This is a genomic window from Bacteroides sp. 519, assembly GCF_010500955.1.
Lineage (GTDB): Bacteria > Bacteroidota > Bacteroidia > Bacteroidales > Bacteroidaceae > Bacteroides.
On the sequence record NZ_QVMJ01000005.1, the window covers coordinates 221,568 to 235,355 of the forward strand.

14 protein-coding genes are annotated in these 13,788 nt (G+C 40.4%); 7 read left to right on the plus strand and 7 right to left on the minus strand.

Features of this window, described 5'->3' with window-relative positions:
- Nucleotides 1-2 precede the first annotated feature (2 nt).
- The 3 genes from D0T85_RS07270 to D0T85_RS07280 all read right to left on the minus strand — a co-directional run bounded on the left by D0T85_RS07270 (nucleotide 3) and on the right by D0T85_RS07280 (nucleotide 3,878).
- The gene (locus tag D0T85_RS07270) at nucleotides 3-1,190 is read right to left on the minus strand and encodes an ABC transporter permease (RefSeq protein WP_163211728.1); all 1,188 of its coding nucleotides are present in this window, start codon (nucleotides 1,188-1,190) and stop codon (nucleotides 3-5) included.
- Nucleotides 1,191-1,290: 100 nt separating this feature from the next.
- Complete coding sequence (locus tag D0T85_RS07275) at nucleotides 1,291-2,286, minus strand: HlyD family secretion protein (protein WP_163211730.1); 996 nt, start codon at nucleotides 2,284-2,286, stop codon at nucleotides 1,291-1,293.
- Nucleotides 2,287-2,420: 134 nt separating this feature from the next.
- Entirely contained in the window at nucleotides 2,421-3,878 is a 1,458-nt protein-coding gene (locus D0T85_RS07280) for a TolC family protein (RefSeq protein ID WP_163211732.1), read from the minus strand.
- Nucleotides 3,879-4,408: 530 nt separating this feature from the next.
- Between D0T85_RS07280 and D0T85_RS07285 the strand changes: the two genes are divergently transcribed.
- Genes D0T85_RS07285 through D0T85_RS07305 form a run of 5 tightly spaced genes read left to right on the plus strand, consistent with a single transcriptional unit; the run spans nucleotide 4,409 to nucleotide 7,771 of the window.
- Nucleotides 4,409-4,975: an RNA polymerase sigma factor gene (locus D0T85_RS07285; RefSeq protein ID WP_163211734.1), complete on the plus strand. Its 567-nt coding sequence runs from the start codon at nucleotides 4,409-4,411 to the stop codon at nucleotides 4,973-4,975.
- A gap of 52 nt (nucleotides 4,976-5,027) precedes the next feature.
- Nucleotides 5,028-5,390, plus strand: coding sequence for a hypothetical protein (locus D0T85_RS07290; RefSeq protein ID WP_163211736.1), 363 nt, complete (start codon nucleotides 5,028-5,030; stop codon nucleotides 5,388-5,390).
- A gap of 6 nt (nucleotides 5,391-5,396) precedes the next feature.
- Entirely contained in the window at nucleotides 5,397-5,864 is a 468-nt protein-coding gene (locus D0T85_RS07295) for a hypothetical protein (protein WP_163211738.1), read from the plus strand.
- Between the two features lie 57 nt (nucleotides 5,865-5,921).
- Nucleotides 5,922-6,566 (plus strand): ATP-binding cassette domain-containing protein, encoded by a 645-nt coding sequence (locus tag D0T85_RS07300; RefSeq protein WP_163211740.1) that lies wholly within the window; start codon nucleotides 5,922-5,924, stop codon nucleotides 6,564-6,566.
- Complete coding sequence (locus tag D0T85_RS07305; RefSeq protein ID WP_163211742.1) at nucleotides 6,566-7,771, plus strand: ABC transporter permease; 1,206 nt, start codon at nucleotides 6,566-6,568, stop codon at nucleotides 7,769-7,771. Before D0T85_RS07300 ends, D0T85_RS07305 begins: the two co-directional genes overlap by 1 nt.
- A 121-nt stretch (nucleotides 7,772-7,892) precedes the next feature.
- Here the strand turns inward: D0T85_RS07305 and D0T85_RS07310 are convergent, their stop codons facing one another.
- The 4 genes from D0T85_RS07310 to rplS all read right to left on the minus strand — a co-directional run bounded on the left by D0T85_RS07310 (nucleotide 7,893) and on the right by rplS (nucleotide 12,441).
- Nucleotides 7,893-8,336 (minus strand): hypothetical protein, encoded by a 444-nt coding sequence (locus tag D0T85_RS07310; protein ID WP_163211744.1) that lies wholly within the window; start codon nucleotides 8,334-8,336, stop codon nucleotides 7,893-7,895.
- Between the two features lie 58 nt (nucleotides 8,337-8,394).
- The gene (locus D0T85_RS07315) at nucleotides 8,395-9,183 is read right to left on the minus strand and encodes a DUF4249 domain-containing protein (protein WP_163211746.1); all 789 of its coding nucleotides are present in this window, start codon (nucleotides 9,181-9,183) and stop codon (nucleotides 8,395-8,397) included.
- 32 nt (nucleotides 9,184-9,215) lie between these two features.
- A complete protein-coding gene (locus D0T85_RS07320) occupies nucleotides 9,216-11,540 on the minus strand; it encodes a TonB-dependent receptor (RefSeq protein ID WP_163211748.1) in 2,325 nt (774 codons plus the stop codon).
- Nucleotides 11,541-12,090: 550 nt separating this feature from the next.
- Nucleotides 12,091-12,441, minus strand: coding sequence for a 50S ribosomal protein L19 (gene rplS / locus D0T85_RS07325; RefSeq protein ID WP_163211750.1), 351 nt, complete (start codon nucleotides 12,439-12,441; stop codon nucleotides 12,091-12,093).
- 179 nt (nucleotides 12,442-12,620) lie between these two features.
- On the opposite strand from rplS, the gene D0T85_RS07330 reads away from it, so the two are divergent.
- Together D0T85_RS07330 and D0T85_RS07335 are read left to right on the plus strand one after the other, a co-directional pair.
- On the plus strand, nucleotides 12,621-13,385 hold the full coding sequence (locus D0T85_RS07330) for an ATP-binding protein (RefSeq protein ID WP_163211751.1): 765 nt from the start codon (nucleotides 12,621-12,623) through the stop codon (nucleotides 13,383-13,385).
- A gap of 8 nt (nucleotides 13,386-13,393) precedes the next feature.
- Nucleotides 13,394-13,765 carry a DMT family protein gene (locus tag D0T85_RS07335; RefSeq protein WP_163211753.1) on the plus strand — a complete coding sequence of 124 codons (372 nt, stop codon included), beginning with the start codon at nucleotides 13,394-13,396 and terminating at the stop codon, nucleotides 13,763-13,765.
- Nucleotides 13,766-13,788: the final 23 nt, after the last annotated feature.

A 13,788-nucleotide genomic window follows, 5' to 3' on the forward strand; every position in this document is an offset into this window, starting at 1 on the left:
AATTAAGGCATATATTTATAATATATCAGTGCTTCCTTCAGCCTGTTAACTACAAAGAAGGGCAGCAACATAAATATGAGTAGAGCCACATAATTGGTCCATGAGTAAATCATATCGTATCCGTTAAGGGCCTGATCTACATAAATAAGGAAAAAATGCCGGAGCGGGAACAGATTACTTAACGCCTGTAACACGGGGTGCATTGCCATAACCGGAAACGAGAATCCGGAAATAGAAAACGACATCACTCCCCAAAGCGAGGCAAAGCTCAAGCCCAATCGTAATGTAGGCAGTGTACCAATCATTATTATTCCGCAGCTTTGCGAAGCAAGCACAAGCAGAAGGGTTGCCAACATCATTGGAAGAATACCGCTGTTGATGGGAAAATGTAAATATCCGTATAGATAGACATTGTAGAATATCCCCATAATAAAGAATATAACCGTTTGCGGTAATAGTTTACCTGCCAGCGATATGTATATGGAGTTGTTTCCCATGCGTAACCACTCGCGTGCGGTGCGGTCTTTTATCTCTACTCCAATAGAGTACACGGTTACCATAAATATCATCAGCATCAGTACACCCGGTAACAGGGTATTGCACAGATAAACGGAATAGTTTAACCACGGGTTCATCAACGCGTGTGTATCAATAACAATGGGTTGCAGATAGGCCATGGCCTGATCTTCGGTAGCTCCTTTGGCATATAATACACTTCGGGCGGCTGCGCCGGATGCCAACTCACTCATCATTTTCATGTCACGGAACAAAAGCGATCCGGCAATCAGGTATGAGTAATTGGTATAGAAAGAAATCTTTGGCTGATTCTGAGTCTGTGCCTGCTGCGATAATCCTTTGGGGATGTAGTAGAAACCATAAATCTCTCCCCTTTGAATAGCGGAGCGGGCTTCGTCTACACTTCCGTAATGGGCCACAATGGCCGTTTGCTGGAATGCATCCAGGTTACGGATAAGGTTGCGTGAGGTTGATGTTTCATCAAGATCAACTGCTGCAACAGGCAGATTTTTGGGTAAGCCCGAATCCATCAGCGTGGTAAAGAATATATAGCAGAATAATGGAGCCGCCACCATACAGAAGAAATAGAGCGGACGGGATACCAGCCTGCTACACTCTCTCTTCATTACCAGCAATAAAGATTTGAGTTTTGAGTTATGAGTTTTATTAACCATGTTTTAGTAGCTAGTAGTTAGTAGCTAGTAGTTAGTAGCTAGGCTAGTTAGTAGCTAGTACTCCTGCATGGTCTACTAACTACTAACTACTAGCTACTAACTACTTTTCTAGTATTACCGACATTCCCGGGCGTAATCCTTCTACCACATGAATGGGTAACGCTCTTACTTCAAACGTTTTTAAATCGAATTGCCCGGTTGTTTTTGTTGCTTTCCATGCAGCATACGTACCAAGGTCTTTCATATAATTAACCCTCAGCCTGATTTCTTTGTTTCCAAGTGCAGGAACAATAGCCTCGAACTCTGTTCCCATGGTGAGGTCTTGCAAAAGGTCTTCTCTCACATTAAAAGTAACCCACATATCGTTCAGTATAGCGATATTCATAATGGGTGCTCCTGTACCTACCAGCTCTCCCACCTTGGGGAATATTTCGGAAACTTCGCCAGCTGTTTGGGCAATGAGAAATGTTTCTTTGATGTACGATTGTACTTCGGCCACGGCACCATCGGCACGTCCAACCAAGGCTGCTGCTGCCTCCTTGTCTTCGCGGTCGGCACCATTTACAGCCATATCGTATTGAGCCTTTGCTGCTTTTTCGGTTGCAATGGCAGCATCACGCTGGGCGGTGACTTCATCCAACTTCTGGGCAGCCATCACTCCTTCTTCATACAGGTTCTTTACCCGGGTATACGATTTCTGGGCAAAGTTAACTGCTGCCTGTGCCTTTTGCCACATTTCGTAGGCTGCCTGAATCTGTTCGCGGCGGGCACCATTAATTGCTTTCTGGTTTTGTGCCTCGGCTGCTGCACGAGCGGCTTGTGCCTGTTCCAACTTGGCCATTACGTCGGGTGCTTCCAATATGGCTAACGTATCTCCGGCATTCACTTTCTGGCCTTCTTTTACACGTAGCTCATATATCCTTCCGGGTACTTTACTTGATACCCGGTATTCGGTAACTTCTGCTTGTCCCTGAATTATTTCGGGCCCTTTGCGTAACATGAAAAAGCCAACTATTGCAACTACTGCAATAACACCCAACAATGTTAGGAATGCCAATAGCATATTACTGTTTTGTGATTTTCTTGTTGAAACCATATTTATTTACGATTTTACGATTTACGACTTCTTTTAAAACGCGGATTAACGCGGATTAACGCAGATTATTTATTTAGATTAATCCGCGTTAATCTGCGGTAATCTGCGTTTCAATAATCATTTGCATTTAATTATCAATTGCCCAGTTGCCCTGTTGCTTTTCTGAGATATATTTCTGTGAGTTTAACATCTATCTGGGCATCTATTTTTTCGGAGTTTGCCGATAGCCAAGCGGTTTGTGCTTCCAGTACATTGCTGGTAGGTATAACACCCTCTCTGAATCCCAGGTTTGCATAACGAAGGTTTTCGTCGGCCTTCTCCATATTCTTGTTAGCCATATTCAGCTTTTTCATAGCCTCGTTTACTTTGAATGCCGATTGATTAACCTGTAATTCAATCTTTTCACGGGCATCGCTCAACTGATATTCGGCTATTCTTGCTTCTGCTTTGGCTGCTCTTACTTTATATGTTCCTTCTCCCCAATGCCAAATTGGGATTTGAACCATTACACCCACATTCCACATACCACGGAACTTCTTTTCAAATCCGTTGGTCAGCCCCGGGTTTGTTACCATATAATTACCCATAAGCGCAACCGATGGTAAATGCTCGGCCCGGGTAACATTTATTTTCTGGTTATATATTTCCCGGCCCAGTTCCAAGCTTCGTATTTCGGAACGGTTGGCATATACATTATTCATATCGAACCGGGTACTGATAGGCATAACCTGAATGCTTTCAACATTTTCGTCTTCCAAGGTAATAGGTGTTGTTAGGTCTAAACCACATAGCTGGCACAACAGCATTTTAGCGAGACTCACTCCATCGTCTACCTTGGTCAGATTCATTTCTGCTTCATTCAGCTTTACTTTTACCGAAAGACCATCTGCCCGGGTGGCAACCCCTTCGGCAATCATTTTATCAACATCGCTATCCATCTTTTCGAGAAGTTTCAGGTAGCCTTCGGCCAGTTTCTTTTTATTAACCAACGATACAACCGTCCAGTAAGCCTGATCGGTATTTAAAATAACATCCTGCAAGCCGGTATTATGTTGCTGGCGTGCCAGTTCTTCGGCATACTTGGTTATTTTATTATAGGCCCTGATTTTTCCTCCCATAAATACAGGTTGGGTAAGGGTAATGGCTCCGGCAAATATGTTACGGGTATCGGTACGGAAAGCATCGACAATAGAGTTACCTACACCATTCAACGGATCGACCATTGAACTTCCCAGTGAGGATATTAGTGGTTTCAGATCGGGAAACATGGTTCCGGCAGCCTCGGCAAACTCCTGAAAGCCGGCATTAACCGTGTTTCCAATATTGTTCAAAGCACCTTTCTGGTCATTGTTCAAAATGGATATTTCTTTCTGGTTACGCATATATGCACCGGTTGCCGATATATTGGGAAGATAGTTGGTAAACGCAGCTTTTCGTTCGTTATAGGCCGAGATTATTTTTTCATTGCTGATTAACAGGCCTTTATTGTTTGATATAGCTAAAGCACGGCAACTATCTAAACTAAGAACTTCCTGCGAACTCAATGATGTTGTAATACTTATAAATAGAGAAAGAACAAGTAGTTTTTTCATCGCATCTTCTACATTATTAGGGTAATACTTCAACTAGTAAAAACAATATTTTAGGGTTATTGTTCAGCGTTTTTCCGGGTTAAACAAAATACAAACCAAAAAAATGATTGCATAAACAACGATGCAAAAGTATAGGCTTTATAGTAAAGAGCAAAGTGTTTTAATGTTTTTTAGTAGTTAGTAGATAGTAGCTAGTAGTTAGTAGAATACGATGCCGCATGGATTCTTACTACTTACTCCTAGCTACTAGCTACTATCTACTAGCTACTAATTACCATCAAGTTGCCATAACAACCATCTTTTTATCCTACCGGGATAACGCTTTTCTCCCGGTAGGATGAAGGCTTTATCCCGGTAGGAGAAACGGTTTATCCCGGTAGGAGAAAGGCTTTATGCTACCGGGATGAATTTTTATTATCGCACTGCATATAAATCGGAGATTTTTATTTAAGTTTGCAGGTAACTTTCAGATATTATTAAACCTTATTTAGAAAAAACAATCTTACTACTAAACAGATTGTTATTAAGTTATGAGTGATAATCCCAAATCCTCTTACAGAGAGAAGGAAGTATTGGCTTTGCTTCAGGACAAAGAGACACAAAAAAGAGGCTTTGAAATGATTGTGGCCCAATACAGCGAACAGTTGTACTGGCAGATACGTCGTATGGTACTATCTCATGATGACGCAAACGATCTTTTACAAAATACATTTATAAAGGCATGGATGAATATAGACTATTTCCGTGCCGATGCAAAACTGTCGACCTGGCTCTACCGGATAGCACTAAACGAGTGCCTTACATTCCTGAACAAACAACGGGCACAAAACACCATAACCATCGACGATCCGGAAGCATCTGTTATTCAGAAACTGGAAGGCGACTCTTATTTCTCGGGAGAAGAAGCACAACTATTGCTGCAAAAAGCACTATTAACGCTGCCCGAGAAACAACGTATGGTGTTTAATCTGAAGTATTACGAAGAGATGAAATACGAAGAAATGTCGGAAATCTTTGGAACATCGGTTGGTGCCTTAAAAGCCAGTTACCACCATGCGGTAAAGAAGATAGAGAAATATTTAGAGTCGACCAATTAAACCTTTTAAATCTATACTAGTCAAAAAGAGACAAGAGAGGAGGACTATAATTATGAAAGAAGAAGATAAAATTTTAAAGAAAGTAGGTACAGGTAATCCTTTTACGGTGCCCGAAGGTTACTTTGAAAATCTTACCTCCCAGGTGATGAATAATCTGCCGGAACAGAAGAAACAGGATTTTCAACTAAAAGAACCTTCCAGATGGGACAGGATTAAGCCATGGGCGTATATGGCTGCCATGTTTGCCGGTGCTGCATTAATAATTAATGTTGCAAAATTCAAACCAAATCCGTTTGCCGACAGTAAAGACTTAACTGCAAATGAAATCGAAATGCTCTCGGACGAAGAACTGGATTACTCATTGAGCCAATCAATGTTCGATGATTATTCACTATATGTTTACCTAACTGAATAATAAACAATGAAGAGAATTGTACTTTTACTGATAATATTGATCGGAAGCGTATCGCTAATGAAAGCTTACGATGGGCCACTGCAAAATCTATCGCCCGAAGAGTTCAGACAGAAGCAAAAAACCTTTATCACCGAGAAAGCCGGACTAACTGCTGTTGAGGCCGAAAAGTTTTTCCCACTGTACTTTGAGCTTCAGGATAAAAAGAAAGAACTGAATGATAAAGCATGGCAACAGCTTCATAAAGGCAAAGATGATAATTTAACCAACGACGAGTACGAAAAAATAATGCTCGAAGTGTACGACCTTCGCATGGCTTCCGACCAGTTGGATAAAACATATTACATTAAATTTAAAACCGTACTATCACCTAAAAAGATATACATGGTACAAAGGGCCGAAATGAGATTCCACCGGGAACTGGTAAAAGGAATAAACCGGGGAGGTGGCGAAGGAGGCCAACGAGGTAAGAAATGATTTATTATAGTGAGGTAAAGGAGGTCCTTTACCTCACTCTACATTAATACAAATTAAATGGAGATTATTCATTTGCAGCAAACGCTTCCCGAAGTGTTTGCAGGCCGTAGTTCAATAAACTCGGATATCTGGCATAAAGATGTTATTTTCCACAAAGGCGAAACTTATTTAATTGAAGCCGCCTCGGGAACAGGAAAATCGTCTTTATGCAGTTTTATTTATGGATACCGAACAGATTATCAGGGAATAATAACTTTCGATGATAGCAATATAAAAACATTCTCGACCCAGCAGTGGGTAAACATTCGCAAAGAGTCGATAAGTATGTTGTTTCAAGACCTGCGGCTCTTCCCCGAATTGTCGGTTATGGAAAACATACAGCTTAAGAACAACCTAACCGGATTCAAGAAGAAAAAAGAAATCAAGGACTTGTTGGAGCAACTGGGCATTCCGGATAAAATTAAGTCGAAAGTAGGGAAACTATCATTTGGACAGCAACAGCGCGTTGCATTTGTACGCACCTTATGCCAACCTTGCGATTTCTTTATGATGGACGAACCCGTGAGTCACCTTGACGATGTGAACGGTGAAATAATGGGAAGTATATTACAGTCCGAAGCCGGGCAGCAAGGAGCCGGCATAATTATTACTTCGATAGGAAAACACATAGAATTACCATTCAATAAAGTATTCAAATTGTAATGAATAGATTAATAGGACGGCTTCTTCGCCAACACATAAGTGTAGCACAACTCACCGGTTTTTTTCTGGCCAACCTTTTTGGTATGGTAATTATTCTTTTAGGTATTCAGTTTTACCGGGATGTAACACCTATGTTTACCGGAGGCGACAGTTTTATGAAAGGCGAATATGTTATTGTGTCGAAGAAAATCAGCACTCTAAGTTCATTCGCTAAAAAGTCGAACACCTTCTCGGCTACCGATATAGAAGAAATCAAAGAACAAACCTTCACCAAGAGCGTAGGCGGATTTACTCCGACTCTTTTTAATGTTTCGGCCGGCATAAGTATGCCCGAGGCTGGTGTACAGCTTTCAACTGCCATGTTTTTCGAATCTGTACCAGATGAGTTTGTTGACATTGATCTTAGTAAATGGCAGTTCGACCCGAACAGTGGAACAATTCCAATCATAATCCCCCGCAACTATCTCAACTTATATAACTTTGGGTTTGCCCAGTCGCGCAACCTGCCCAAAATATCCGAAGGGATAATGGGACTGATTCAGATGGACATACGACTTCGCGGTAGTGGTGGCCAGCGCGAAGGGTTCAAGGGTAACATTGTAGGTTTCTCCAATCGGTTGAATACAATTCTTGTTCCCCAATCGTTTATGGATTGGGCCAACAGTAAGTTTGCCTCAGGCATCAAAGCAGAACCTGCCCGTTTAATTATTGAGGTGAACAATCCGGCCGACTCTACCATAGCCCAATTCTTTTACGACAAAGGGTACGAAACCGAAGACAACAAGCTGGATGCCGGCAAAACCACTTATTTCCTGCGGCTGATAGTAGGTATTGTTCTGGGAATCGGAATAATTATCACCATTCTTTCTTTCTATATGTTGATGTTGAGCATATTCCTGCTCTTACAAAAAAACACCACCAAGTTAGAGAGCTTATTGTTAATTGGTTACAGTCCTAAACAGGTATCATTCCCTTATCAGGCACTTACAAGTGTATTAAGTGTGTTGGTGTTGGTTATCGCCATATTCCTTGTGGTGCTGGCAAGAGGGTATTATCTTGAACTTTTAAGTTCACTATCCGGTGCAGAAAGTAGCGGTATATGGTTTACAATACTTATTGGAATGGTTGTATCGCTGATGGTTGCTGCTATCAATATATGGGTGATTCGCAGAAAGGTGAATGCTATTTGGCGGGTCAAAGAATAATAAACAGCATAAATATTTTTTTTAGTTTGTCATTGAGTACTTGATAAACTTAAAATAACCAGTACAAAAACAACTGGAACCAAACATTCCAGTTGTTTTTGTAGCTTTTGTGCAAACCAGTTTACTTCAACAAATCCTTCAAAAACGCATCCAACTCTTCGTCCAGTCCCTTTAATAATTCATCATTTACCAAAAGTACATCTTCATCCACAAGTAGTAATTCGGAGAGGGTTTCCCGGTCTTCATCTACTAAAACAAATGAATATGGTTGTAGAATGGATAGTTTATCAAAAGTATAGTTATCTTTCATGCGGGTGAGAATGGCACGTAGTACCCTTTCCACATCTTTATAAAAGTTCTGACCATTGTACGATAACCATTCGTCGATTATACCGGTGGCTAGTTCGTTATCATCATCATCGAATATAAGCAATTCGGCAGAGTTAGGGTTGGGTTGCAGATGAATGTCTGTAACAACACTTTGCTCGCATCCGCAAGGGAACTTGCTGGTTGCCTCTTTTATTATTGACTCAATGAGCGATTGTGATTGTTGGCTAAGTTTCATATGCTATATCTTCTTATAAATCTTTCTCAAAGATATAAAAAACATTTAGATTGACAAACTACCACTCCATAACTGCACTTAATTGAGTGTACGAATAAGCTCCAAAGTATCCTAAAGCACCTCCCTTAATATTAGTAGTTGGGTTTGCTGCCGCCATACCGGTGTTCGATAATGTTTCAAAAAAGTAGTAAGTGCCTCTGTCTATACACTGCATTTCCAAGGTTATTAAATTGCCGTTTTGAATTACATCGTCGTCGTCATTGTCATCGTCGAAGTAGAAAAATATCGGATCATGGATAACATTGCCATCTAAAAACTCGGTAGATAGTTGCAGCTTGGCAATATTCTTGGGCCACTCATTATTAATTCCACATACAAAACGGTAATATTGGTTTTCTTCACCTAGAGGATCGGCAAAGTGTACCTGCGGATAATAGCAATCGGCTACAGGAAATCTGAAAGCTGTAATCGAATCTATCTCAACCCTTGGTGGCATGTAAGAAGTTGCAGTATAATTTTTCTCTTCGTAGGTAACAGAGAGGTTATAAGTGCGTTTTTCTACACCAATAATAGAGGTGGCAACGTATCTTCCTGATGCATCCGGTTTTAATTCTTCCGAGTTTCCGGCATCATCAGTAATAACAACCTGTGCATCTTTGATGGGGGTATAATTGTTGTCGGCATCAAAGTCCTTGGTTTTGGTTATGAATACGTGCGCATATTCGTCCATACGGATAACTCCTTCAATTACCACTTCGGGAGCAACTGAGTGCAAATCAACATCAATAATATCTTCGCACGATGATAGTATTGAAACAATGGCTATAAAATATAGTATCTTCTTCATTATTTTAGTAGTTAGTAGATAGTAGTTAGTAGTTAGAATTTAAAATTCCATGAGATGGATGGTACATAGGTAAACAATGAATACCGGTAGGCAGATGTTTTGCTTGGATCGTCGTCGTTGGTACGAAACTGAATCATATAAGCATTTTTGCGACCGTAAGCATTGTATAAACTAAAAGAAAGCTCCGATTCGTATTTAGATGTTTTCTTTAATAAACAGGTTGCTCCCAAATCTAACCGATGATAAGCAGGTGCCCGGTAACCATTTCGTTCCGAGTAATACATTACATCTTTGCCATCAATCTGATACTTTCCGCTTGGATAGCTAATAGCGTTACCGGTATAATAAATCCATGCGGCCGACAGTGTCCATTTACGGTTCAACTCGTACACCCCAACTACAGATATATCGTGTGTGCGATCCTGATAGGCATTGTACCAACGGTTCTGGTTTATTCCATCAATCTTCTTCTCCGATTTAGAGAGTGTGTAACCAATCCATCCGGTTAAACGCCCGGTTTGTTTGCGTAACATCAGCTCTAATCCGTAAGCCCGGCCCTTGCCATAAAGTAATTCGGTATCAATAACATCGTATCCTTGTAGCTCGGCATGATCTTTAAAATCAATCTGATTCTTCATATCCTTATAATATGCCTCGGCACTGAACTCGTAGGTGTTATCAAAGAAATTGCGGAAGTAACCTAATGTAAACTGATCGGATATCTGAGGCTTTATATTGTTAGAACTCGAAGTCCATCTGTCGAAGGGGCTTCCCATATTAACAAATGTAAGCAGATGCATGTTTTGTGTAGTACGGGCATACGATGCCTTTACAGACGATACATTGTTGAACTTATACACCCCGGATACACGTGGTTCAAGATTCACATAGGTTTTAACAAACTTGCCCGACGAATACCAGATGCTGTCTGTTACCTCTTTATGATCGTTCAGTTTGTAATATTCTCCATTTCCCATTGCTGAAAAGATTGACAAACGAAGCCCATATAGAAACTCAATCCGGTCCGACAGCTTTAGCTTGTTCGATGCATATAAACCGTTCTCCCACGAATAGCGGTGATGCAGATTTATGGTGTTGGTTTCTTGCGACTCTGCCTTAAAGTCTCCCGGAGCAAGATCGTGCCAGGTAGATTGAAGCCCGAATCTCCAGATATTGTTTTCATTGGGCGAATACTGGAATTCATGTTTGAGAACGTAATCCTGTATCTTTGCATTACTTTCCATATTCATACCTATATTCATGCTGGCCCCATAGGAGTACTTATTGTATCCAAACGATGTGGTTGATAACCATGTGGGACTCATTATGCGTGTCCACTTGGCATTCAGGAAAGCATTTCCCCATCCCATATCTGCCATATCTTTTAAAACCATTTTATCCCTGCCCAGATAACCGGAAACAGACAATTGGTCTTTGTCGGAAAGGGCAAAGTTCAGTTTCATGTTCAGGTCGTAGAAGTAAAGGTAGGCATTCTGCGCTTTCTCAACCCCCGATAATCTGGCTATTGCATCGGCATACGTTCGGCGAACACCAAACAGGAACGAAGATTTACCTTTTTGTATCGGTCCTTCGGCATTTAGTTTTGAAGAGATAAGACCAATACCACCCGACACCCGGTATCGTTGCATATCACCATTGCGTTGCTGTACATCGAGTATGGCCGATAACCTTTCGCCATATTGTGCCGGGATAGGGCCTTTATACAAAGCAACATCACGAAGCACATCCGAGTTAAAGGTAGAAAAGAATCCCATCAGGTGCGAGGCATTGTACACAGAAACGTTATCAAGGATAATCAGATTCTGGTCGGCAGTGCCACCACGTACAAAGAATCCGGAACTACCTTCGCCGGCACTTTTAACCCCGGGCAGTAGTTCGAGTGTTTTAATAACATCCCTTTCGCCCATAAGTACGGGGAGTTTATTTAGTTGCTCTACTTCCAGTTGAGTAACTCCGGTTTGCGGTTCGGATACGGCAGCATCGGCCCGTTTAGAAGTTACAACAACTTCGTTCAGTTGGTAAGAAGTTTGAGAGAGTTCAATGTTCTTTGTTTGATTCTTATTGGTTATTGTTACAGGTATTTCCTGTATTTCATATCCCATATAATGTGCTACCAATGTATATTTTCCGGCAGACAGTGGAATAGAATACTTACCTTTACTATCGGTAGTGCTACCGAAGGAAGGTTTATCTTTCAGGTGAATGGATACTCCAATAAGGGTTTCCTGAGTGCGTGAATCACTAACAGTTCCACTAATCCGGTACTCTTGGCAGAAAAGAACAGTACAAGAGAGAGAAAAGAGAATTGTAAATAACGTTCGTTGTCCAAAGTGCATAATTAAAGTTTTAGGCTTTGTGTTGTTAAATCGGCGGCAAAGATATAGAAAATATTATAGTATAAACTTTATTCATGTATTTTTGAGACGAAAGCGGGAAATTTGTATACCAAATTAATTCTGATGAACAAAAAAATCATCCGTAGTATAGTTATGTATCAAATGTTTCTAGTTGTTAATACACATTTGCATATATCACCGTTTTTTTGTATCTTTGGTATAACGCAAGATAGCAGATGTAATACGGGAATGTTGGTAGTTTTAAAATTACTCTCATTCCCGTATTCTGTTTTTGTAAAACTACAGAGTTTTCTTTGGCAAACTACATACTTTTCCATGGAAAGCTACAGAGTTTTCCACAGAGAACTACAGACTTTTCCGAAGAAAGCTACAGAGAAACATATTGATGTATCTGAAAAAAGATCTGGAATGAATTGTTGCAGCAAACCCAAGGGTTAATAATATACAAAAATGAGGAAACCCCTATTAACAACAAAAGCGGAAACCAACAAGGTTTCCGCTTTTATTTTGAATCAGAGTATAAAGTTTCTTAGTTAACTCTTTTTTCTTTGATTCTAGCTTTTTTACCGGTAAGTGCACGTAAGTAGTACAATTTAGCACGACGTACTTTACCAATTTTGTTCACTTCGATGCTGTCGATAGCAGGTGATTCAAGAGGGAAAATTCTTTCTACACCAATAGTTCCCGACATTTTACGAACAGTGAAACGTTTTTTGTCGCCATGACCTGCAATTTTGATAACAACACCACGGTACAACTGTACACGTTCTTTGTTACCCTCTACGATACGATATGCTACTGTAACAGTATCGCCTGCTTTAAATTTTGGATGTTGTTTGCCAGTAGCAAATGCTTCTTCTGCAATTTTAATAAGATCCATTGTTCTTTTATTTTTTAATTGTTTATCGTTACAACGCAACATATCAAGCAACTCTCTTCTTTGACAGCGATTGCGCGAAAAGCGGTGCAAAGATAATAAATAAATCGAGAATTGAGAATTGAGAACTGAAATTATTAATTTTGCGGCCTGGGAAGAAACATTCAAACCCTATAAATACAATGCCTAAGTTTACAGAAGAAGATATACTTATCCGCAGAATTAACAAGAGATTCAACAAGGGTGTAGTAGAGTATGGACTGATTGAAGATGGAGATAAGGTTCTTATCGGATTATCGGGTGGCAAGGACTCGCTGACTTTGTTAGAGTTGCTGGGCAACCGTTCGCATATATTTAAGCCTGCGTTTTCGGTAGTGGCTGTGCATGTTGTTATGACAAACATTCCGTATCAAACCGACATGGAGTATCTGAAAGAGTTGTGCGCACAATACAATGTTCCGTTTGTGGTTTTCGAAACATCGTTCGACCCAAGTACCGACACACGTAAATCGCCCTGTTTTCTCTGTTCATGGAATCGCAGGAAAGCCTTATTTACTGTAGCCAAAGAACAAGGATGCAACAAAATTGCTCTCGGCCACCACATGGATGATATCCTGGAAACCCTACTGATGAACATTACTTACCAAGGGGCTTTCAGCACAATGCCGCCCAAACTGGTTATGAAGAAGTTTGATATGACAATTATCCGCCCTATGTGTTTGGTTCACGAATCGGATTTAGTTGAACTTGCCGCCATTCGGGGATATAAGAAACAAATCAAGAACTGCCCGTACGAGTCGCAATCGAGCCGCAGTGACATGAAAGGCATTCTAAAACAACTGGAAACAATGAATCCCGAAGCCCGTTATAGCTTGTGGGGAAGCATGAACAATATACAAACAGATTTATTGCCCGAAATGGTAATAAAAGATTCAAAAAGCAAATAACAAATAATATGATAACCCAAAGTTTTTATTCCATTTTACTACTTGTAATATCTAATGTGTTTATGACACTGGCATGGTACGGCCATCTTAAACTTAAAGAATTCTCTTGGTTTTCAACACTGCCGTTAATTATGGTAATACTCATCAGTTGGGGTATAGCTTTCTTTGAATATTGCTTTCAGGTACCGGCCAACCGCTTGGGATTCAAGGAGAATGGTGGTGCCTTCGATATTATGCAACTAAAGGTTATTCAGGAAGTTATAACACTGGTGGTTTTTACTATATTCTCGGTTATTGCTTTTAAAACCGAATTGCGGTGGAACCATTTGGCAGCTTTTGTTTGTTTGGTTATGGCAGTGTATTTCATATTCAGGAAATGAAATAGGTTTGTAATACATACGAC